General features: G+C 64.3%; 15 protein-coding genes. 11 read left to right on the top strand and 4 right to left on the bottom strand.

The genetic code is table 11. The annotated features are described in order from the left end of the window. Positions 1-89 precede the first annotated feature (89 nt). From AC56K1_RS20650 to AC56K1_RS20625, 6 genes are all read left to right on the top strand, one after another. Positions 90-2,300 (top strand): TonB-dependent receptor, encoded by a 2,211-nt coding sequence (locus tag AC56K1_RS20650; RefSeq protein WP_497159663.1) that lies wholly within the window; start codon positions 90-92, stop codon positions 2,298-2,300. A gap of 343 nt (positions 2,301-2,643) precedes the next feature. After that, positions 2,644-4,428: a S8 family peptidase gene (locus AC56K1_RS20645; RefSeq protein ID WP_497159662.1), complete on the top strand. Its 1,785-nt coding sequence runs from the start codon at positions 2,644-2,646 to the stop codon at positions 4,426-4,428. A gap of 460 nt (positions 4,429-4,888) precedes the next feature. Then, positions 4,889-6,271 (top strand): pre-peptidase C-terminal domain-containing protein, encoded by a 1,383-nt coding sequence (locus tag AC56K1_RS20640; RefSeq protein ID WP_497159661.1) that lies wholly within the window; start codon positions 4,889-4,891, stop codon positions 6,269-6,271. A gap of 20 nt (positions 6,272-6,291) precedes the next feature. After that, complete coding sequence (locus AC56K1_RS20635; RefSeq protein ID WP_497159660.1) at positions 6,292-6,687, top strand: hypothetical protein; 396 nt, start codon at positions 6,292-6,294, stop codon at positions 6,685-6,687. A gap of 135 nt (positions 6,688-6,822) precedes the next feature. Then, positions 6,823-7,935, top strand: coding sequence for a DNA polymerase IV (gene dinB, locus AC56K1_RS20630; RefSeq protein WP_497159659.1), 1,113 nt, complete (start codon positions 6,823-6,825; stop codon positions 7,933-7,935). 75 nt (positions 7,936-8,010) lie between these two features. Continuing rightward, positions 8,011-8,907, top strand: a complete 897-nt coding sequence (locus AC56K1_RS20625) for a recombination-associated protein RdgC (protein ID WP_497159658.1) — start codon at positions 8,011-8,013, stop codon at positions 8,905-8,907. A 105-nt stretch (positions 8,908-9,012) separates the two neighbouring features. On the opposite strand, the gene AC56K1_RS20620 is transcribed toward AC56K1_RS20625, so the two are convergent. Continuing rightward, entirely contained in the window at positions 9,013-9,498 is a 486-nt protein-coding gene (locus AC56K1_RS20620) for an asparaginase domain-containing protein (protein WP_497159657.1), read from the bottom strand. 136 nt (positions 9,499-9,634) lie between these two features. Here AC56K1_RS20620 and AC56K1_RS20615 point away from each other — a divergent pair, with 136 nt between their 5' ends. After that, a complete protein-coding gene (locus AC56K1_RS20615) occupies positions 9,635-10,390 on the top strand; it encodes an L-asparaginase (protein WP_497159656.1) in 756 nt (251 codons plus the stop codon). A 185-nt stretch (positions 10,391-10,575) separates the two neighbouring features. Here AC56K1_RS20615 and AC56K1_RS20610 read toward each other — a convergent pair whose 3' ends face one another. Continuing rightward, a complete protein-coding gene (locus AC56K1_RS20610; RefSeq protein WP_497159655.1) occupies positions 10,576-11,568 on the bottom strand; it encodes a D-2-hydroxyacid dehydrogenase family protein in 993 nt (330 codons plus the stop codon). 337 nt (positions 11,569-11,905) lie between these two features. Here AC56K1_RS20610 and AC56K1_RS20605 point away from each other — a divergent pair, with 337 nt between their 5' ends. Then, positions 11,906-13,768: a phosphoenolpyruvate carboxykinase (GTP) gene (locus AC56K1_RS20605; RefSeq protein ID WP_497159654.1), complete on the top strand. Its 1,863-nt coding sequence runs from the start codon at positions 11,906-11,908 to the stop codon at positions 13,766-13,768. 149 nt (positions 13,769-13,917) lie between these two features. Here AC56K1_RS20605 and AC56K1_RS20600 read toward each other — a convergent pair whose 3' ends face one another. Together AC56K1_RS20600 and AC56K1_RS20595 are read right to left on the bottom strand one after the other, a co-directional pair. Further along, positions 13,918-15,300, bottom strand: coding sequence for a YfcC family protein (locus AC56K1_RS20600; RefSeq protein ID WP_497159653.1), 1,383 nt, complete (start codon positions 15,298-15,300; stop codon positions 13,918-13,920). 34 nt (positions 15,301-15,334) lie between these two features. Further along, positions 15,335-16,453, bottom strand: a complete 1,119-nt coding sequence (locus AC56K1_RS20595) for a succinylglutamate desuccinylase/aspartoacylase family protein (protein ID WP_497159652.1) — start codon at positions 16,451-16,453, stop codon at positions 15,335-15,337. 201 nt (positions 16,454-16,654) lie between these two features. On the opposite strand from AC56K1_RS20595, the gene AC56K1_RS20590 reads away from it, so the two are divergent. The 3 genes from AC56K1_RS20590 to AC56K1_RS20580 are packed head-to-tail and all read left to right on the top strand — an operon-like array spanning position 16,655 to position 21,608. Further along, the gene (locus AC56K1_RS20590; RefSeq protein ID WP_497159651.1) at positions 16,655-17,617 is read left to right on the top strand and encodes a MurR/RpiR family transcriptional regulator; all 963 of its coding nucleotides are present in this window, start codon (positions 16,655-16,657) and stop codon (positions 17,615-17,617) included. 21 nt (positions 17,618-17,638) lie between these two features. Beyond that, positions 17,639-20,386: a TonB-dependent receptor gene (locus tag AC56K1_RS20585; RefSeq protein WP_497159650.1), complete on the top strand. Its 2,748-nt coding sequence runs from the start codon at positions 17,639-17,641 to the stop codon at positions 20,384-20,386. Positions 20,387-20,396: 10 nt separating this feature from the next. After that, the gene (locus AC56K1_RS20580) at positions 20,397-21,608 is read left to right on the top strand and encodes a cyanophycinase (protein ID WP_497159649.1); all 1,212 of its coding nucleotides are present in this window, start codon (positions 20,397-20,399) and stop codon (positions 21,606-21,608) included. Positions 21,609-21,775: the final 167 nt, after the last annotated feature.

The following is a 21,775-nucleotide window of genomic DNA, read 5'->3' as shown; positions in this document are numbered from 1 at the left end:
AGCGGGATATATCCGCTTGCGTCCCTGACGGGGCGTCGATCAGAAGAACGGGGACATCGGTTCTTTTATCAATCGTTAGGAAAAAATCCATGATTAAGATGTCCAAGATGCACAAGCGCGTCCTCGGCGCCCACGGCGCCGCGCTGGCCCTCGTTGCCGCTGCGATGCCGGTCCAGGCCCAGACGAACCAGGCTCCCGAGCTGCAGACCGTCACCGTGACGGCGCAGCGCCGCACTGAAAACATCCGCGAAGTTCCGGTGTCCGTCACCGCGCTCAAGGGCGAAAAGCTCGACGTGCTCGTCTCCGGCGGCGAAGACATCCGCCTGCTGGCGGGCAAGGTCCCGAGCCTGAACGTCGAATCCTCGAACGGCCGTACCTTCCCGCGCTTCTACATCCGCGGCTACGGCAATACCGACTTCAATACCTTCGCCTCGCAGCCGGTCTCGCTGGTGTACGACGACGTGGTGCAGGAAAACCCGATCCTGAAGGGCTTCCCGATCTTCGACCTGGCCAGCGTCGAAGTGCTGCGCGGCCCCCAGGGCACCCTGTTCGGCCGTAACACCCCGGCCGGCGTGGTCAAGTTCGAATCCGAGCGTCCGAAGCTGGGCAAGGTCGAGGGTTATTACAACCTGTCGGCTGCGAGCCACTACACGCTCAACGCCGACGGCGCCGTGAATGTGCCGCTGTCGGACAAGTGGGCCCTGCGCGTGTCGGCCACCGGCCAGCACCGCGACGACTACATCGACAATTTCGGCGACGTGGCAATGTCCCAGAAGCGTGGCCAGCTCGACGGCTACAACGAGAACGCCGAGCGCGTCCAGGTGCTGTACAGCCCGGACAGCAGTTTCAACGCCCTGTTCAACGCTCACCAGCGCAACACCAAGGGCAGCGCCCGCCTGTTCCGCGCCAACCTGATGCAAAAGGGCAGCAACAAGATCGCGCCCGGCTACGAGCTCGACAAGATCGTCACCAATGCCGAGAACTTCCAGCGCCTGAACTCCAACGGTGCCAACCTGCGCCTGTCCTGGGACCTGGAAGACTTCCGCGTCTTCTCGATCACCGGCTACGAGCACGTCAGCGACTACTTCAGCCGCGGCGACATCGACGGCGGCACCCCGACCGGTCCTGGCTTCATCCCGTTCCAGGTCCAGACCGGCGGCTACATCACCGACCTCGACCAGTACAGCCAGGAATTCCGCGTCGAATCGAAGAACACCGGCCCGCTGAACTGGCAGGCCGGCGTGTACTTCTTCGACGAAGATGCGACTGGCGGCAGCGACAACTTCAACGACGCCGGCGCGCGCACCTCGCGTCTGGTCAGCAACCAGACCAACGAAGCCTGGGCTGCGTTCGCTTCGGTGAACTACGCGATCAGCCCGGCCTTTACCCTTCGCGGCGGCCTGCGCTACACCCGGGACGAGAAGCAGTTCCGCACCATCACCGCGCAGAACGTCGTGCAGATCGGCCCGGGCTCGGTTGCTACCGACCAGGACAAGATCAACTGGGACCTGTCGGCCACCTACAAGCTGAACAACGACGTCAACGTGTATGGCCGCGTCGCCACCGGCTTCCGCGCGCCGAGTATCGCGGCCGCGTCGGCATCGGTGCCGATCACCGTCGCCGATTCGGAAACCATCACCTCGGTGGAACTGGGCGTGAAGGCCGACCTGTTCGAGCGCCGCGCGCGCACCTCGTTCTCGATCTATGACTACACCGTCAAGGACCAGCAGCTGACCGTGGTCGGCGGCAATTCGAACGTCAACCGCCTGATCAATGCCGACAAGACCAAGGGCAAGGGCGCGGAGTTCGACTTCGAAGCGGCCCTCACTACCGCCCTGCGCGTGAGCGCCGGCGCGAGCTACAACTACACGCAGATCCGCGACGCCAGCCTGTCGGTGAACCGCTGCGCGCAATGCACCGTGCTCGATCCGGTCAATGCGGCCGGCCGCGTCGTCATCGACGGCAATGCACTGCCGCAGGCGCCGCGCTGGTCCGTGAACGCGACGGCCCGCTACGGCATCCCGTTCCGTGACGGCGAACTGTACTTCTTCACCGACTGGTCCTACCGCAGCAAGATCAACTTCTTCCTGTACGAGTCGACCGAGTTCACCGGCGCGCCGCTGACCGAAGGCGGGCTGCGCCTGGGCTATATCTTTGGTGGCGGCAAGTACGAAGTGGCAGCCTTTGGCCGCAACGTGCTCGACCAGCGCCGTGTCACCGGCGGGATCGACTTCAACAACCTGACCGGCTTTACCAATGAGCCGCGCCAGTGGGGCATGCAGTTCAAAGGTAATTTTTGATAGTTTGCCTGTAGTTCGCCTGTATTGACAAAAAAGGCCGCGCAATGCGCGGCCTTTTTCTATGGGCAACACCTTTTTTAGAGTGTCAACACAACTGTGATAAACCTTATTCGACGATTTCAACGTTTCGCCGAAGAAAAAATGTTTCTGCAGTGCCAGATCTGCCAAGTGTTGTTAATACGCTGAAATTGTATCGAATTGTCACGCACTATCTCTTCCTTTCGCGATACGCTCGTTTTCGCCGCACTCAGACGGCACCGGATACGCCGCAAGGCACCGGTTACACAACGACACAGGCGAGGCTCATTTCGCTTGACGGAAAACTATACAAAAAGGAAGAAACATGAAGCAATCGCATTCGATTCATCCTGCAATGTTGAAGATGTGTGCTGCAATCTCGCTCGCTTTCGTCGCCGCTACGGCTGGCGCGGCCGAGCAGAAGTTCATTCTGGAGACCGACCGTATCATCGTGAAGTACAAGGACGCCGTGCCGGATGGCAAGGGCGTCGCCAAGAAGGCCGCCCTCGGCGCCGACCGCAAGGCCAAGCTCGACCGCGCCGGCCAGCAGTTCGGCATGCTGGTCAGCGAAAGCCACGGCATCGCCACCGGCGCCCACGTGTTCAAGCTCAACGGCCGCAAGGCACTGAAGGAAGTGGAACAGCTGGCTGCCGAAATGATGGCGCGCGACCCTTCCATCGAATACGCCGAGCCGGACCGCATCATGACCCACATGGCGACGGCGAACGACCCAATGTATGCCCAGCAGTGGCACTACACCGACACCACCGGCGGCCTGCGCCTGCCGACCGCCTGGGACATGTCCACCGGCACCGGCGTCATCGTGGCCGTGATCGATACCGGCTCCCGTCCGCACGCCGACCTGAGCGGCCAGCAGCTGGCCGGCTATGACTTCATCAGCACCGCTGCGGTCGGCAACGACGGCAACGGCCGCGACAGCGATCCAACCGACCCGGGCGACTGGGTCGCTGCAGGCGAATGCGGCACCGGCTCGCCGGCCTCGAACTCGAGCTGGCACGGCACCCACGTGGCCGGCACCGTCGCCGCCAAGACCAACAACAGCCTGGGCGTGGCCGGCGTGGCGTACAACGCCAAGATCGTGCCGGTGCGCGTGCTCGGCAAGTGCGGCGGCTACACCTCCGACATTGCCGATGCGATCACCTGGTCGTCGGGCGGCACGGTGTCGGGTGTCCCGGCCATCGCCACCAAGGCCAAGGTCCTGAACATGTCGCTGGGTGGTACCGGCGCCTGCGACGCCACCACCCAGACCGCCATCAACGGCGCCCGCTCGCGCGGTTCGGTCGTGGTGGTCGCAGCTGGTAACGACAACATGAACGTCAGCAATGCCAGCCCGGCAAACTGCTCCGGCGTCATCGCCGTGGCGGCAACCGGCAAGACCGGCGGCCGTGCGTCGTACTCGAACTACGGCACCCTGGTCGACGTCGCAGCCCCAGGCGGCGACGGCAGCTTCAGCGTGATCTCGACCCTGAACACGGGCACCAGCTCGCCAGGATCGGACAACTACGCGGGCTACCAGGGCACCTCGATGGCGACCCCGCACGTTGCCGGCGTGGCTGCGCTGATGTTCGCCGCCAAGTCGACCCTGACCGTGGACGAAGTCGAAAGCATGCTCAAGTCGAGCGCGCGCGCCTTCCCGGCAACCTGCTCGGGCTGCGGCACCGGCATCGTGGACGCGACCGCGGCCGTGAATGCTGCGCTGGGCACGACCCCGCCTCCAGGCCCGACCATCACTGAAGTCGAGTCGAACAACACGACCGGCACCGCCAGCATGATCACGACCTCGGGCACCACCGTGAACGGCACCATGGCAAGCTCGACCGACACCGATTACTACCGTGTCGACCTGCCAGCCGGCAAGACGCTGAGCTCGGTCCTGACCCCAGGCCTGAGCACCGCCGACTACGACCTGTTCGTGTACAACAGCGCAGGCACCTTGCTGGGCAAGAGCGAAAACGGCGCCGGCGCCGTCGACAGCTACAGCTCGGCCAACACCGGCAGCACTACCGCCACCCGCTACGTCCGCGTGGTGTACTACAGCGGCGGCACCGGTTCCACCAACGGCAAGTACACGCTGAAGATGACCTGGTAATGCTTCGATAAGGGCGAAGCGGCGCGGCTCCCTGCGCCGCCTTTATCCGGGAACGCGCGGCTTGCCGCGCGTTTCTTTTTGTCGCTTGATCCGGAACGGACTCACCTGCAATGTGAGTCCGATTGTCATGTTGGCCCGCCGACCTGATCTGGATTATGCGGAAAGAATAAGGTGGAAAAACGAATGAAAAAATTCTTACATTTGTTTACTCGTTGAAAATTGTGCTACATAATTGACTCAAGTCAGCGGCGTGTTCCCACCGCTTCGCGCCGCCCCCGCTTGCCGGTGATGCATGCATGGTCTTCGTGAAGACCGCGATTCGTCCCCCTGTTTTCGTCGTCTTGTTCAGAGTTTCCTAAACCGAAGTACGTCTGGAATTTTCTTTCAAAAGGAGGAAAAGGTCGTATAGGTCACACCAGGAATTTCACCACATGGCGTCGTATAACAATGGGGGTAACAAATGCATATCGCCACAAGCTTACGTGTTCTTCTGCTGGCAGCGGCAACCGGTGCGACCGGTGCAGCGCACGCAGCGCAGCCACCGCAGCCAACTTGCATCACGACGGAAGCAGAACCGAACAACACCATCACGCAGGCCAACCTGACCCTCTGCTCGGGCAGGGCGGTCAGTGGCGCGATCAGCTCCTCCACCGACTATGACTGGTACCGGGTGGACGTGCCGAACACGGGCACCATGTCGCTCACTCTTTCCCACGCCGCGGGAATCGACCTCGACTGGTATCTCACCAACGCGGCGGGCACCGATGTCGCATCCGGCGCCAGCCTGGGCAATCCGGAAAGCGGCAGCTACAACGCGACCACGGCCGGGACCTACTACGTGCGCGTGAGAAGCAATGCCGGGACGGGCAGCTACAGCCTGAGCGTGACCTTGCCAGGCAGCGCCGCAACGGCCTGTACCTTCCCCAGGAAAGTCAACCTCGGTAAAACCGGCAATGCCACGCCGAAGGCCACCGCCACGACCGGCGGCGCAGTCCTGATGGGCGGCGGGCTGGATGTGGACGAGGCGTTCAAGTGGATGATCGCGCGTTCCGGCGGCGGCGACTTCGTGATCCTGCGTTCGAGCGGGACGAATGCCTACAATGACTGGATTTACGCCATGGGCGGCATCAATTCGGTGCAGACCCTGCTCATCGCCAGTACGACCGATGCCAATGATGCCTGCGTGGTCTCGACCATCCGCAACGCGGCCGCGGTCTTCCTGGCGGGCGGAGACCAGGCCAACTACATCAACTACTTCAAGGGCCAGGGCGTCGGCAACGCACTGAATTACCTGATCAATACCAAGGGCGCGCCTGTCGGCGGCACCAGTGCCGGGATGGCAGTCATGGGGCAGTACTATCACCCGGGCGGCGCCGCAGACAATACCAGCGTGCTGGCGAATCCAACCGCGATTGCAGTCGGTAATAACTTTATCGCCAATCCGGTGCTCGCCAACCTGGTGACCGATCAGCATTTCACGCAGCGTACCCGGCAACCCCGGCTGGTCAGCTTCATGGCCAGCAGCATCTATAAATTTGGTGTGGGATGGGCAAGCATGAAAGGCGTTGGGGCCGATGAAAATACCGCGGTCGTGGTCGACACCAGCGGCGCCGGGCAAGTCTACGGCAGTGGCAATGCCTTCTTCGTCAGGGGCACCGACAGCCCCGAGGTGCTGCAGCCGGCGACCCCCTTGACCTGGTACCGGGCTGCGCAGGCATTGCGTGTCTATAAGGTGCCGGGCACGGCTACCGGCACCAACACCTTCAACGTGATCAACTGGACCGGGACGGGAGGAACGACGGGGTACTGGAGTTCCAATAACGGTAACTGGCTCATGAACTGAGCGCTGAAAGGACCATGACAATGAAATATCAACCATGTTTGCTCTTGATTGCCGCTGCGCTGAGTGGCGCCGCATTTGCCGCCGAGCCCGTCAATCATGTCTACACGCCGGCTGCCGGCGTCCATGAGATGAAGCTGTTTCACGCTTGCCACGACGATGAAGATGTGCAGAAGCGCCAGCGCATCAACGTGGTCATGAGCGGGCTGGCATCGACCGATGTCGAACTGGTGGCCAGGAAGATAGAGCCCGGCAAGCCGTCCACAGAAATGATCATGTTCCGGGTCAAGGGCAAGGACGCCAGTATCAAGAGCCTGTTCCGCAGCAACGATGGTCCGCATTGCCAGCAGGGAGTGCATAGCTTGCAGTTCACCGACAGGACCGTCCATTCCGCCAGCCAGCTGGGAGTGAATCGCTGAGCTGAGCGGCGCTGACGGCAGCAGACAAGGCCTTGCACCCAAGCGTGCAAGGCCTTGTCTTGCATGAAATCCACTTTCAGCTGATACTGTATGCAATTACAGTAGTCGACCCCGCCCCGGGGCGGCCTCGCCCCCGTGAACGCTCCGCTCCGTAAAATCATCCACTGCGATTGCGACTGTTTCTATGCCTCGGTCGAGATGCGCGACGACCCGTCGCTGCGCGGGCGTCCGCTCGCGGTCGGCGGCCGTCCCGACCAGCGCGGGGTGGTCGCCACCTGCAACTACGAGGCGCGGCGTTTCGGCATCCATTCGGCGATGGCCACGGCCCAGGCAATGAAGCTGTGTCCGGGCTTGCTGGTAATTCCGCCGGCGATGGACAAATACCGCCTCGCCTCTACCCAGATCATGGACATCTACCGCGACTACACCGAGATCGTGGAACCGCTGTCGCTCGACGAAGCCTACCTGGACGTGAGCAACGCGACGCACTGCAAGGGCAGCGCCACCCTGATCGCACAGGAGATCCGGCAGCGCATCTTCAAGACCGTCGGCATCACGGCCTCGGCCGGCGTGGCGCCGAACAAGTTCGTGGCCAAGATCGCCAGCGACTGGAACAAGCCGGACGGCTTGTTTTTGGTGCGCCCGGACGAGGTGGATGCCTTTGTCGCGGCCCTGCCGGTGAAGAAGCTGCATGGGGTGGGCAAGGTCACGGCCGACAAGATGCACCGGCTCGGCCTGCAGACCTGCGCCGAGATGCGCGGCTGGAGCATGGAGCGCTTGCAGGAGCATTTCGGCAGCTTCGGCGCCCGCCTGTACGACCTGTGCCGCGGCATCGACGTGCGCGAAGTGAATACCTCGCGCGAGCGCAAATCGATCAGCACCGAGGAAACCTATACGCCCGACGTCCCCGACCTGGCCGCCTGCCTGAAGCTGCTGCCGGAATTGCACGAACACCTGCTGGGCCGGATCAAGCGCAACAAGGCGGAAAAATTCATTAACAAACTGTTCGTGAAGATCAAGTTTTCGGACTTCCAGCAGACGACGGTCGAGTGTGTTGGCTATGCGCCACATATCCCGACCTATGCGCGCCTGATGGAAACCGGTTGGGCCCGCGCCAGCCGTCCGGTGCGCCTGCTGGGCGTCGGCGTACGCCTGGGCGACACCGAGACGGTCGAGCAACTGCGGCTGTTCGATGACGCTGCCCCAGACGCCATCGCCAGCATTGTTGATGACTCGTCAACAGAATAATTCTCGTACTCGCTGCCGGCAACGGCAGCGTAAAATGTCGTTCCCTTGAAATACTGAAACAATCGGATAACAGCTATGTGGTTCAAGAATCTCCAGATTTATCGCCTGCCCGCTCCGTGGGCATTCACCCCAGAACAGATGGAAGAAGCGCTTCAGTCGCAGGCGTTTTCTCCTGCGAGCAGCAACGAATTGCTGCGCCAGGGCTGGGATTCGCCGCGCGCCAACGGCAAGCTGGTCCACGTCGTCAACAAGCAGATGCTGATGATGCTCGGTACCGAGAAGAAGCTGCTGCCGTCGTCGGTGATCAACCAGGTCGCCAAGGCCAAGGCCGCCGAGATGGAAGAGCAGCAGGGCTTCCCGCCGGGTAAGAAGGCAATGAAGGAACTGAAGGAGCGCGTCGCCGACGAGCTGCTGCCGCGCGCCTTCTCGATCCGCAGCAACGTCTGGGTCTGGATCGACCCGGTCAACGGCTGGCTGGTGGTCGATGCCGCCAGCCCGTCGAAGGCGGACGACGTCATCAAACTGCTGCTCAAGGCCGTCGACCGCATGCCCCTTGAATCGCTGCGCGTGCAGCGTTCGCCGGTGGCCGTGATGACCGGCTGGCTGGAAGCGGACGAAGCGCCGTATGGCTTCACGATCGACCAGGACACCGAACTGCGCGCCACCGGCGAAAGCCGCGCGGCCGTGCGCTACGTGAAGCACACGCTGGAACCGGACGACATCCGCCGCCACATCGCCGCCGGCAAGCAGTGCACCCGCCTGGCCATGACCTGGACCGACCGCATCAGCTTCGTGCTGACCGAATCGATGGCGATCAAGGGCATCAAGCCGCTGGACGTCATCAAGGAAGGCGAAGCCGCGACCTATAGCGATGACGAGCGGTTCGATAACGACATCATGCTGATGACCGGTGAATTGGCCAAGCTGATGGCGGATGTGGTTGAGGCGCTGGGTGGGGAAGCCAAGGCCTAATCGATTCACGGCGCCTGTGCGATAGCTCAGGCGTCAGCTATCACCGCGTGGGCAGGGAACCTGCCCACGCTACGGTTTGACGCACCGTCTTCACTGCCCACTGCGCTACAACTGCTGAAACACTCCCACCGCGCGGTTCTTGGTCACGTTATCCCACGGGAAAACCTGGCCATTCATCGCCACATACACGCCGGCCGGCAAAGTTTGCGCCACGCCGCAGGCCAGGCCCAGGTTGAACAGCGCATCCGAATTCGCGATCTCGTAGGGAATCATGGCGCCGGTCAGCACGATGGTCTGGCCGAGGCCGGCAGCGCCGAGCACGGCGGCGGTTTCGCGCATGGTGTCGGTGCCGTGGATGATGACGATGGCTTTCTCGGGCGCCGCCTGGCAGGCGGCCAGCACGCGCTGGCGGTCCGGGTCCTGCATGTCGAGCGAATCGAGCAGCGGCAGTACGTCGAGCGCGACCGGAATCGTCATCCGCGAGCGGGCAATCACCGCCGGCAAATGGCTTTCGGAGAAGCCGAGCACGCCATTGAGTTCGTTATAGTGTTTGTCGAAAGTGCCGCCGGTGGCGATGATGCGCAAGGTCATGTTGATTTGTCCACGTGCTGAAAAAAGGTGGGTAATGATAGCCGCAAACCGGTGTGTATCTGTATGTGACTGCGCTAGAATCGGTCGGATCGGTTGAGTAAACTAAACATCCTCTTTCCCCATTTCACTTGATCCCATGAAAGCCGTCGCACCGGGCACCGTCATCTTCCACCGCCATCGTGGCTATGGCGTGATCACCCACGTCAACCTGCTGACCGGCTGGATTTCGGCCCGTTTTGGCAGCGAAGCGCGCGCCCTCGACCTGAACCTGTCGAGCGACGAAGTGCAGCACGCCGACGGTGAGCCGATCCTGTTCCGCCGCGCCCCGCCGGACCGCATGCCGCATGCGCGCCTGATGGAGGTGGTGCGCGCGCTGCACAATGCGGGCTACCAGAAGCTTTACCTGTATTCCTGGCCCAAGCCTTCGGGCCTGCACTGGCGCTGGCACTTGTTTACCGGCCCGCGCAACTGGATGCAGCGCACCTGGCGCGAAGGCTGGTACGGCTCGGGCGCGGAGTACAACAACAATCCGGTGATGGGTTGGGGCGATCTGCCGGGCGCGACCACGGATGAATTGATCCACGCGCTGGCGAAATTCGATCCGCAGGGACTGGCGCAGGCGCTGGGCCGCGACGAGGATCACACGGCCTGGTTCGCGCAGGTCTGCGAGGTGCTGCTGCCGGGATACATGTACAGCCTGAACATGGAGCGGCCCGCGGGCGGCGGATTGGTCGAGGCGCCGCCGGTGCCGGTGGTGCCGGTGCGCGCGGGCCTGCAGCCGTACGCGGGGCCGGCGATCGGCTGGCCGCCGGGCTGGGCGGGGCTGTGGACGGGCAGGCATGTGATGCCGGAGCCGAAGCTGAGTTTTACGGGGGAACCGGAGTTCCGCTAAAGCGGCTCGCTGCGCTCGGTTGCGCTTGTGGCTGTTCGCAAAAATTAGGCTCCGGCCTTCGCCGGAGCGACGTGTGCTAAAGCTAACAGTGCTTGATAGGTGCTGTTGGCTTACACCACTACCCAAAAACCGTCCTTTCCGCGAAGGCGGGAATCCACGTTCGCAGCCCACCCCACCGCATCCTTTCACCGCTTCCCCAGCGCCTCCGGATTCAAAATATTATCAGGCGCCCCCGCCGCAAACCGCACGACATTCTTGAATGCCGTCTGGAAATAAATCTCGTAGCTATCCTGCTCCACATACCCCAAATGCGGCGTGGCCAGCACCGTCGGGATGCGCAAAACCGGCGAATCCGCCCGCAGCGGTTCGCTGGCAAACACGTCCAGCGCCGCGCTGCCCGGCCTGCCCGACCGCAAGCTTTGCTCCAGCGCCCCTTCCTCGACCAGTTCCGCCCGGCTGGTATTCACGAACAAGGCGTCCGGCTTCATGCGCGCCAGGTCTTCCGGCCTGACGATCCCGCGGGTCGCCTCGCTCAGCCGCAGGTGCAGGGTCAACACGTCGGCCTGCGCAAACAAGGCTTCGCGCGATGCCGCCGCCTCGAAACCATCAAGCACGGCTGCCTGTCGGCTGGATTCGCTGCCCCAGACCAGCACCCGCATCCCGAAGGCCCGCGCATAGCCGGCCACGAGCTGTCCAATCTTGCCATAGCCCCAGATCGCCAGCGTCCGCCCGCGTAGCGAACGACCCAGGCCGTTGAGCACCGGGTTGGTCGAGGCGGTCTGCCACAGGCCGTCCTTGAGGTTGTTTGCGTAGGGCACGATCTTGCGGCTGGCGGCCATGATCAGCGCCCAGGTCAGCTCGGATGGCGCTACCGGCGAGCCGATCCCCTCCGCAATCGCAATGCCGTGCTCGGTCGCAGCGGCCACGTCGATATGCCCGCTGACCTTGCCGGTCTGCGAGATCAGTTTCAGATTCGGCAGCCTTGCCAGCAGAGCAGCAGGGAAGGCGGTGCGCTCGCGGATCAGCACCAGCGCATCATAGGGCGCCAGCCGGATCGCCAGTTGACCGAGCCCGCGGGTAGGGTGGGTAATCACTTTGACCTCATGCCCGTCGAGCAGGCGGAAGCAGGACAAACCGCGTACGGCGTCCTGGTAGTCGTCGAGGACAGCTATTTTCATTCGTGTTTCTTCTCGTTAAGGTTATGCGCGTAGCGAAATAACAGGTTATAAAAAGATGCTGAATAGCCTACTACATTAGTCGGGAATTATCTGCTACTTTTTTGTAGTAGCTGAGCACGAATCGCCGTTTTAGGGGTGTACAATCGGCCAATTAATTGAGGGTCTGACATGCTCGTGTCGGCCCAGCAGTACAGTTCCCGGCGTCCCTTAGAGGGCGTCGACACGACCGCCGTAAACGCCGCGCTCCGCTGGAGCGAGCTGCCGCGAAGGCACGGCCAGACGGGCGCACCGAGCGTGCCGGGACAGAGAGTATTCTTAATTGGCATTGGAGGTATCTATGAACCAGCCCGTGATGGGCGGCGTCGCCGCTTTGAACGTTCCAGCTTACATCAAGCACCAGCAGCTTATCAATTGGGTGGCCGACATTGCCGCCCTGACCAAGCCTGACAGCATCTACTGGTGCGACGGTTCCGAAGAAGAGTACGACCGCCTGTGCGCGCAGATGGTCGACGCCGGCACCATGAAAAAGCTGAACCCGGCAAAGCGCCCGAACTCCTATCTGGCCTGGTCCGATCCGTCGGACGTCGCCCGCGTCGAAGACCGCACCTATATCTGCGCCGAAACCAAAGAGCAGGCCGGCCCGACTAATAACTGGATGGACCCGGCCGAGATGCGCCGCACCCTGAACGGCCTGTTCGACGGCTGCATGGCCGGCCGCACGCTGTATGTGGTGCCGTTCTCGATGGGCCCGCTGGGTTCCCCAATCGCCCATATCGGCGTCGAGTTGTCCGATTCGCCTTATGTCGCCGTCAACATGCGCATCATGACGCGCATGGGCCGTGCCGTGTACGACGTGCTGGGCCTTGAGGGCGAATTCGTGCCCTGCGTGCACACCGTCGGCATGCCGCTGTCGGCCGGCCAGCAAGACGTGCCATGGCCGTGCAATGCCACCAAATACATCGTCCACTATCCGGAAACCCGCGAGATCTGGTCCTTCGGCTCGGGCTACGGCGGCAACGCGCTGCTGGGCAAGAAGTGCTTCGCGCTGCGCATCGCCTCGAACATGGGCTACCAGGAAGCGCAAGCGGGCGGCACCGGCTGGCTGGCCGAGCACATGCTGATCCTGGGCGTCGAGTCGCCAAAAGGAGACAAGAAATACGTCGCGGCTGCCTTCCCTTCGGCCTGCGGCAAGACCAATTTCGCCATGCTGATCCCGCCAACCGCGTTTGACGGCTGGAAGGTCACGACCATCGGCGACGACATCGCCTGGATCAAGCCGGGCCCGGACGGCCAGCTGGTCGCGATCAACCCGGAAGCCGGCTATTTCGGCGTGGCCCCGGGCACCAACGACAAGACCAACCCGAACTGCATGGCCTCGCTGCGCGAGAACGTCATTTTCACCAATGTGGCGCTGACCGATGATGGCGACGTGTGGTGGGAAGGCATGACCAAGGAGGCGCCAGCGCACCTGATCGACTGGCAGGGCAAGGACTGGACCCCGGCCCTTGGTACCAAGGCCGCCCACCCGAACGCGCGCTTCACCGTCGCCGCCACCCAGAACCCGGTCATCGACCCGGCCTGGGACGACCCGGCCGGCGTGCCGATCTCGGCCTTCATTTTCGGCGGCCGCCGCTCGACCACGGTGCCGCTGGTGACCGAAGCGAATAACTGGGTCGAAGGCGTCTACATGGCCGCGACCATGGGCTCGGAAACCACCGCCGCCGCCGCCGGCCAGATGGGCATCGTGCGCCGCGACCCGTTTGCGATGCTGCCTTTCATCGGCTACAACATGAGCGACTACTTCCAGCACTGGCTGGACCTCGGCAAGAAAGTCCAAGCCAAGGGCGCCGCACCGAAGATCTTCTGCGTCAACTGGTTCCGCACCGACGACCAGGGCAGCTTCGTGTGGCCGGGCTACGGCGACAACATGCGCGTGCTGAAATGGATCCTCGACCGCGCCGACGACAGCGTCCCGGCCGGCAACGCCCACCTGTTCGGCAGCTCGCCATCGTACGGCGACCTGAACTGGAACGGCATCGACTTCACCGAACAGCAGTTCGAGCAGATCACTTCGATCGACAAGGATGCCTGGCGCGAAGAACTGAAGCTGCACAGCGAGCTGTTCGACAAGCTGGCTTACCGCCTGCCGCAGGAGCTGGTGGAAACCAAGGCCAAACTGGAACAGCAGCTCAACGCATAAGCCCGGCCACGCCGAAAGCTTGAAAAAACAGGGGCGGTGCCGCAGGCGCCGCCCCTGTTTTCATTGAGCCTGTTCAATCATTCCTGCAGTCGTTTTCTCGCGCTTAAACTGGCGCTCCCTGACTCGGCGAACCAGACCAAAACACCGCCTCAGTTCCACCCCATCAGGCAGGGCGGTATCAGCAGCAACAAGGCCATCACCAGATAAATCAGCTGCAGCGGGATCATCCACTTGGCCCAGGTCAGCCAGGGTATGCGCGCCAGCGCCAGCACGCCGACCGTGATGCCGGACGTTGGAATCATCGGCGTGGACAGTTCGCCGAGCTGGAAGGCCAGGACCGCGGTCTGGCGCGTCACGCCCACCAGGTCGGCCAGCGGCGCCATGATCGGCATCGTCAGCGCGGCCTGGCCACTGCCGGAGTGGATGAAGAAGTTGATCACCGACTGGATCAGGTACATCTTCTGGGCTGCGAACACCGGATGGCTGGACTGCACCAGCGGCATCAGGGCGTGCAGCATGGTGTCGATGATGTGGGCGTCGCGCGCGATCACCATGGTGGCGCGTGCGATCGCGATCACCAGCGCGGTCGGCGCCAGGTCCTTCACGCCCTGCATGAAGGATGCCACCCAGCCGTCGGCGCCGAGGCGCCCGACCAGGCCGACCACGATCGCCATGGCCAGGAACAGGGCTGCGATCTCGTCGATGAACCAGTTGTACTTCACCACCCCGACCACCATCGCGCCCAGCGTCAGCGCGAAGATGGCCAGCACCGCGGAATGACGGCCGCTCATGCGATCGTCCACGCGCTCATGCGCCACTGCCGCCGGCTGCTCCAGGCGCTTGGCCTGGTCCAGCACGAAGGTCGGGCTGAGCGACGGGTTCTGCTTGACCCGCGCGGCGTACCACATCAGGAAGGCGACCGTCACAAACGTCGCCACCGCCCACACCACCAGCCGGTAGCCCATCCCCGAAAACATCGGCACGCCGGCGATGCCCTGCGCGATGCCGACATTGAAGGGATTCAGGAAGGCGGCGCCGAAGCCGACCTGCGAGCCCAGGAAGGGAATCGACACGCCGGTCACGGTGTCGTAGCCCAGGGCCAGCGCCAGCGGCACGAAGATCAGGATGAAGGGAATCACCTCCTCGTTCATGCCGAAGGTGGCGCCGCCCAGCGAGAACAGGGTGACGAAAACAGGGATGACCAGCGCGCGCACCAGCGGCGAATGCTCGTGCGCGCGGGCGATCGAGCGGATCAGGGTGTCGATCGCCTCGGTGCGCTGCAGCACCGCGAAGGCGCCGCCGACGATCAGCACGAAACCGATGATCTGCGCGGCCTCCACGAAGCCCCTGATCGGCGCCTTCAGCAGCGCCACCAGGCCCTGCGGGGCGCTTGCCACGTAATGGAAGGACGCGGGGTCGACCAGTTGCCTGCCATCGACGAGGTGGGTGTCGTATTTGCCGCCAGGGACGAACCAGGTCGCCAGCGCGATCAGCGCGAGGATGGCGAACAGCAGCACGAAGGTGTTGGGCATTCGAAGGCGCATGCTTATTTACTCGCTTATTTACTCATTGGCTCAAGAGGGAACCGGAACGGAAGGGCGTGGCGCCCGCGATCTTGCAGACCTGCATGCCGCGCAGCAGGTGGCGGTGGGCGGTGCTGGCGAACAGCAGGCCGCTGGTGGAGGCGCGCAGGGTGGCGGTGGCGCCGCTGACCGGATTGACGATGTCGGCCACCGCTTCGCCGGCCAGCACGCGCTCGCCGAGCGCCTTCAGGAACACCAGCACGCCCGATTGCGGCGCATGCAGCGGCTCGACGCCCGCCAGCGGGGTCGCTTCGCACAGCGCCGAAGGCAGGTCGGATAGGGGGAGGTCGAGCATGCCCGCGCGCGCCAGGAACTGCAGCATCGCCTGCGCGTCCTGCTCGGCCAGGTCGTAGCGCACGTCCATCTCGCCCCGCAGTTCGACCGTCACTGCGGCGCAGGCCGGCGGCACCGGCGTCTCCGGCCCGAAGTGCTCGGCCAGTTCCCACCACAGGCGGCTGCAGGCTTCGTCGAAAGGCGCGCCGCCCGAGGCGTCCGAGAGCAGCAGGGCGCGCGCGCCGAGCAGGGTGGCCAGCTGCGTGGCCTGCCCCGCCAGCGGCGTGCCCGCGTACACGTGCAGCAGGCCCTCGTTATCGCAGTGCAGGTCGAGCACGATGTCGGCATCGATCGCCATCGACAGCAGCGTCTTCTTCAGCAGCTCGGTGTGGTCCTGCGGCTCCCAGCGCGCCACGGCGGCGCGCGCCTCCGCGCGGATCAGGCAGACGTTGGCCGCCGCGTCGGGACCGAGGCGCCCGGCCAGCGCCTGCTTGAGCGCTGCCGCGACGTGCAGGAAGGCGCGGTTGAAGTTCACGCCGGTGCCGAGGTCGAAGCGGCCGAAGGGCGTGCCCTGCAGCACCTGCGACAGCCCGACCGGGTTCGCCGCCGGCACCAGCACGATCTCGCCGCGGATGCGGCCTTCGGCATCGAGCTTGTCCAGCGTGCGCCGCAAGAACTGGGCGACTAGCATGGCCGGCACTTCGTCCGCGTGCAGCGCGGCCTGGATATACGCCTTCTTGCCGCTGCCCGGACTACCGTAATGGCAGGTGCTGAGCTGGTAGCTGGCCAGGCCCGGTTCGGTGGCGATGGGGTGTGTCTGTATATGCATGTGCAATTCTCCACGCACCGGCACTCCAGCCTTGTCGGAGGCTCGGCGCGCATGTAGGTTTTTTTACACAGTTCGAATGAATGAAAGAATATTTTCAAATTCATGTTGAGTTTGCCACAGAACATGGATTACATTTGGAAAATATTTAGAAATTTGCATGTCATAAACAACAGCATTCAGACCACCTACAACGACGCCCCGATGAGTCCTTCCAGCCTGCGCACGACCTCACCCGACATCGGTTTCGCCGAGTCTTCGCTCGGCCAGTCGCTGCTGCGCATGCTGGCCGAGGGCTCGGCCTCGAACCGCAGCATCGCCGACTACCTGCTGCGCAACCAGGTGCGCGTGACCGCGCTCGGCATCGAGGAACTGGCCGAGGTGTGCGAGGTGTCGACCGCCACCATCAGCCGCTTCGCGCGCGACCTCGGCTTCAAGAATTATGCGGCGATGCGCGGCGCGGTGGCCGAGACCCTGCAGTTGATGCTGCAGCCGGTCGAGAAGCTGCGCAGCTCGATCGCCCGCCGGCCCGCGTCGCCGGCGCTCGAAAGCCTGGGCTATGCCGAGGCGGCCATCACCGCCACCAGCCGCGCACTGGACGGCGCCCAGCTCGACCGCATCGGCGCCGGGCTCACCAAGGCGCGCACGGTCTACGTGATGGGCTTCGGCCTGTCGACTTTCCTGGCCGGCGCGCTGGCCATGCACCTGCAGCCCTTCTGCCGCCACGTGGTCGAAGTGGCCGCCGCCGGCGGCACCGAGGTCGCGGCCAGCCAGCTCGCAACCGTCACCGACAAGGACGTGCTGGTGGTGATCTCGCTGCCGCGCTACACGCTTGCGGCGGTGTCCCTGACGCGCTTTGCGCGCGATAGCGGCGCCACGGTCGTGTCGATCACCGATTCTCCCGCCTCGCCGCTGGCCGAACTCGGGCACCACGTGCTGTATGCGCACAGCGCGCATCCGGTGCTGCCCAGCAGCGCGAGCGCCACGCTGGCCGTGATCGAAGCGCTGGCCGTGTCCCTGATGACCTCCAACAAGGCCAATGTCGCCAAGGCGGCCCGCCACACCGAGGCAATCGCCGCCTACCTTTACGGTGAACACCAGATTCGTACCGGCAGCACGCAGAAAAAAGAGGGCGGGGCAAAGCGCCGCATCGTGAAGCAGTCCTGAGTCATCAATAAGGAGCATTGCATGAGGAAGCACATGTCGATTACCTTGCGGCCGACCATCCTGGCGTCGAGTATCGTGGCCGCATTCGGCCTGATGGCGCCGCCCGCCTGGGCGCAGCAGACGGACGAGCAGAAGATGCACCGCGTGGAAGTCACCGGCTCATCGATCAAGCGCCTGGACAGCGAGGCGGCCCTGCCGATGGAGCTGATCACGCGCGAAGACATCGAGAAGATGGGCGTCACCACCGCCGCCGAACTGGTGCGCAACATCGCCGCCAACACGGCGCCGCTGACCGATGGCCCCAGCATCTCGGACGGCACCTCCGGCCAGCGCGGCCTGAACGGCGCCAACATGCGCGGAATCGGCGTCTCGTCCACGCTCATCCTGCTCAACGGCCGCCGCCTGGCCAACTTCGCATCCCCCGGCGACAATGCCGGCGTCGACCTGAACAACATCCCGGCCGGCGCGATCCAGCGCGTCGAGGTGCTCAAGGACGGCGCCTCGGCGATCTACGGCACCGACGCGATCGGCGGCGTGATCAATTTCATCACGCGCAAGGACTACACGGGCCTGGACGTCTCGGCATCGGTCGCCGGCACCCAGCACGGCGGCGCCGGCAAGCGCACCGCCAGCATCAGCGGCGGCATCGGCGACCTGGCGAACGACCGCTTCAACGTGTTCGGCGTACTCGACTTCCAGCAGCTCGACGCGCTGCGTTCGGGGCAGCGCAGTTTCATCGCCGAGCGTCCGCTGGCGACCACGCTGCCGGCCCAGATGTCGAGCAACACCTTCCCCGCCAACGTCGACATTTCGGGCGCGCAGCGTGCCGCCCTGATCGCCGCCGGCCTGATCCCGGCGGGCAGCACGGCCAGCCGGGTCAACCCGAGCGCCCCGAACTGCAACCCGCCCGCCACCGTCTACGCCCCGCTGGGGCCGGGCGGCAAGCTCGGTTGCAGCTACGACTACATGGAAGACACCGAGCTGTATCCGGACTCGCGCAAGATCGGCTTCATCGGCCGTGCGACCTTCCAGCTCGATACGGACAACCAGCTGTTCGCGGAACTGGTGCAGACCGAAGCGAAGTCGAAGTACGTGCTCTCGCCGAACCCGGTCCGCATCCGCAACCTGCCGGTCAGCATCCTGCCCGATGCCTACCGCCGCGCATTGACGGGCCCCGGCCTGCCGACCACCTTCAGCGGCATCCGCTACCGCATGAAGGAAGCCGGCAACCGCAGCAACGAGGTGACCAGCGAAGGCCAGCGCCTGGTGCTGGGCGCCACCGGACTGATTGGCGGCTGGGACTACGACCTGGCCTTCTCGCGCGCCGAGAACCGCGCCACCGACAAGTACGTCGATGGCTACGTCCTGTACGACAAGTTCGTCGCCGCCGTGCGCAACGGGACCGTCAATCCCTTCGCACCGTCCTCGCAGGCCGGACTCGACCTGATCAACGGCATCAAGGTCAACGACGAAGCGCGCAAGGCCAAGGGCATTTCGACCTCGATCGACGGCAAGATGTCGCGCGCGCTGGCCAAGCTGGCCGGCGGCGACCTGGCAATCGCGTTCGGCGGCGAACTGCGCCGCGAGCATCAGCTGTTCACGCCGTCCGAGCTGCTCAAGTCGAACAATATCGCGGGTGACCGCGACAGCACCGTGCCGGCCGGCGAGCTGCTCGAGGTCGAGACCGCGGACAACCGGCGCCGGGTGGCCTCGGTGTTCACCGAAGTGAACGCCCCGTTCACCAAGGAACTCGAGATGCAGTTCGCGCTGCGCCACGACCGGTACAGCGAAATCGGCGGCACCACCAATCCGAAGATTGGCCTGCGCTACCAGCCCAATGCGCTGGTGATGGTGCGCGCCTCGGCCGGCACGGGCTTTCGTGCGCCGTCGCTGTCGGACCTGAAGCGCCCGACCATCTTCGGCACCGCGGCCGGCTTCCTGACCGACCCGCAGTGCGTGGCGCAGGAAGGCAGCATCGACCTGTGCACCGACCAGTGGGGCGTCGAACGCCGCTCGAATCCCAACCTGAAGCCTGAGCGGTCGCGCCAGTTCACGCTCGGCACCGTGTTCGAGCTGGACAAGCGATCGAACTTCTCGATCGACTACTGGAACATTGGGAAGAAGGACGTGATCAGCACCCTGGGCGAGCAGGTCATCGTCGAGAACCCGGCCGCCTACAACGGCACCTACATCGAGCGCGACGAGGACGGCTTCATCTCCAACATCCTCCTGATGAAGGAAAACCAGGGCCGCTTGAAAACCTCGGGCATCGACCTCGCCGCCGAATGGAAAAGCGAGCGCGGGGCCTGGGGCCGCTTCGGCGTCGACCTGTCGGGCACGCGTATCCTGCGCTACGACCGCCAGTTCGGCCCGTCGGAACCCTTCCGCAGCAACCTGGGCGTATTCCTGAACGACCAGACCATCCAGAAGTGGCGCCACCGTATCAGCTTCGAGTGGGACAGCGGGCCGGTCAGCCTGGCACTGGCGAACCAGTTCTCGTCCAGCTACACCGACCAGAACACGACCTACGACCCGGCCACCGACGCGCTGCTGGAACCGAACAAGGTGAAGGCCTATTCGCTGTGGGACCTGACCGGCAGCTGGGCGATCAGCAAGAACCTCAAGCTGCGCGCCGGCATTCTGAACCTGCTCGACAAGGATCCGCCGTTCTCGAACCAGGCCTACTTCTTCCTGTCCGCCTACGATCCGAGCTACACCGACCCGCGCGGCCGCAGCGGCTACGTGAGCCTGAACTATTCGTTCAAGTGACGGGAGGCGTATGCTGAAGAGAGCAGTCCTGGCGCTGGCGCTGGCGCTTGCCGGCGCCAGCCTGGCCGCGGAGGCGCCGCAAGGCTCGCTGGTCATCATCGGCGGCGGCCTGCGTCCGGAGAATGCGGCGGTGTGGGAAAAAATCGTCGCGCTCTCCGGCGGCAAGGGCGCGCGCATCGCGGTGTTCGCCACCGCCGCCGGGAACCCGGCGCGCGAAGGCGGCAACGCCGTGGCCTTCCTGAACCGCCACGGCGCCCAGGCCTTCATGGTGCCACTGGCGCCGCTCCTGGCGGGCAAGGGGCCGGATGCGGCGCGCAAGGCGGCCGACGATCCGGCGCTGGCAGAGACGGTGCGCGGCGCCGGCGGCGCCTTCTTCACGGGCGGCGACCAGGCCCGCATTACCGGTACGCTGCGGCGGCTCGACGGCAGCAACAGCGCCGTGTTGGACGCGCTGTGGACGATGTACCGGCGCGGCGGGGTGATTGCCGGCACCAGCGCGGGCGCGGCCATCATGAGCAGCACCATGTTCCACGATCCGCCGCTGGACGTGGTCCCCGTCCTCAAGCACGGCGTGGTGGACGGCAAGGACATCGCGCCGGGCCTTGGCTTCATCGGCGACGATGTCTTCATCGACCAGCACCTGCTGGTGCGCGGACGCTTCGCGCGCATGCTGCCGGCGATGCTGGCCAAGGGCTACAAGCTGGGGCTGGGGATCGACGAGAACACCGCCGCCGTGGTCGGGCCCAACCGCGAGGTAGCGGTGATCGGCCATACCGGCGCGCTGGTGCTCGACCTGTTTGATGCCAGTAGCGACAAGGCGCAGCCGCTCTTCAACCTGTCCAACGCCCGCATCAGCTACGTGGACAATGGCGACCGCTTCAACCTGGCCAGCCGCAGCTACCTGCCGGGACCGGGCAAGGAGCCGGTCGACCGCAATATGCGCGAGTATCGCGAGGCGCTGTTCTACACCGACATCCTGGGGAACACCTCGGTGGTCAACCTGCTCGAGAAGCTGGTGGACAGCAACCTGCAGCGCGCCATCGGCCTGGCCTTCGAAGGGCCCACCAGCCGTGCGCCCGAGCGCGGGTTTGAATTCACGTTCACCCGGGTCCCGGACAGCAGGGAGTATGTGACCAACCGCGAGGATGCGTGGTCGATCTACCGGATCAGGATGGACGTGCGGCCGGTGCGGATGCGGCAGCCGTTGTATACGGTGGAGTAGGGGAGGGGCTGCTGGAGCGGCAGGGATGAAAAAAAGGGGCAGTGCCTTGCGGCGCTGCCCCCTGTTTTGCTTTCCACCACTGCCTGTTGATCCGTCGTTCCCGCGAAGGCGGGAACCCAATTCTGTGTGCGGACCGCCAAGGTGTGATGCAGGCGGAACGCGGAGAC

Source organism: Telluria sp. ZB4P37 (assembly GCF_059685855.1).
The sequence above is the reverse complement of the archived record's forward strand: the minus strand, read 5'-3'. Positions and strand labels throughout refer to the sequence as shown.

Coding starts and splice junctions, on each gene's coding strand:
- AC56K1_RS20600 (WP_497159653.1), bottom strand. CDS start 15,300: ATGCCCAACACCTTCGTGCTGCTGTTCGCCATCCTCGCGCTGATCGCG.
- AC56K1_RS20580 (WP_497159649.1), top strand. CDS start 20,397: ATGCTGAAGAGAGCAGTCCTGGCGCTGGCGCTGGCGCTTGCCGGCGCC.
- AC56K1_RS20595 (WP_497159652.1), bottom strand. CDS start 16,453: ATGCATATACAGACACACCCCATCGCCACCGAACCGGGCCTGGCCAGC.
- AC56K1_RS20590 (WP_497159651.1), top strand. CDS start 16,655: ATGAGTCCTTCCAGCCTGCGCACGACCTCACCCGACATCGGTTTCGCC.
- AC56K1_RS20605 (WP_497159654.1), top strand. CDS start 11,906: ATGAACCAGCCCGTGATGGGCGGCGTCGCCGCTTTGAACGTTCCAGCT.
- AC56K1_RS20635 (WP_497159660.1), top strand. CDS start 6,292: ATGAAATATCAACCATGTTTGCTCTTGATTGCCGCTGCGCTGAGTGGC.
- AC56K1_RS20640 (WP_497159661.1), top strand. CDS start 4,889: ATGCATATCGCCACAAGCTTACGTGTTCTTCTGCTGGCAGCGGCAACC.
- AC56K1_RS20615 (WP_497159656.1), top strand. CDS start 9,635: ATGAAAGCCGTCGCACCGGGCACCGTCATCTTCCACCGCCATCGTGGC.
- AC56K1_RS20620 (WP_497159657.1), bottom strand. CDS start 9,498: ATGACCTTGCGCATCATCGCCACCGGCGGCACTTTCGACAAACACTAT.
- AC56K1_RS20625 (WP_497159658.1), top strand. CDS start 8,011: ATGTGGTTCAAGAATCTCCAGATTTATCGCCTGCCCGCTCCGTGGGCA.
- AC56K1_RS20650 (WP_497159663.1), top strand. CDS start 90: ATGATTAAGATGTCCAAGATGCACAAGCGCGTCCTCGGCGCCCACGGC.
- AC56K1_RS20610 (WP_497159655.1), bottom strand. CDS start 11,568: ATGAAAATAGCTGTCCTCGACGACTACCAGGACGCCGTACGCGGTTTG.
- AC56K1_RS20645 (WP_497159662.1), top strand. CDS start 2,644: ATGAAGCAATCGCATTCGATTCATCCTGCAATGTTGAAGATGTGTGCT.
- AC56K1_RS20585 (WP_497159650.1), top strand. CDS start 17,639: ATGAGGAAGCACATGTCGATTACCTTGCGGCCGACCATCCTGGCGTCG.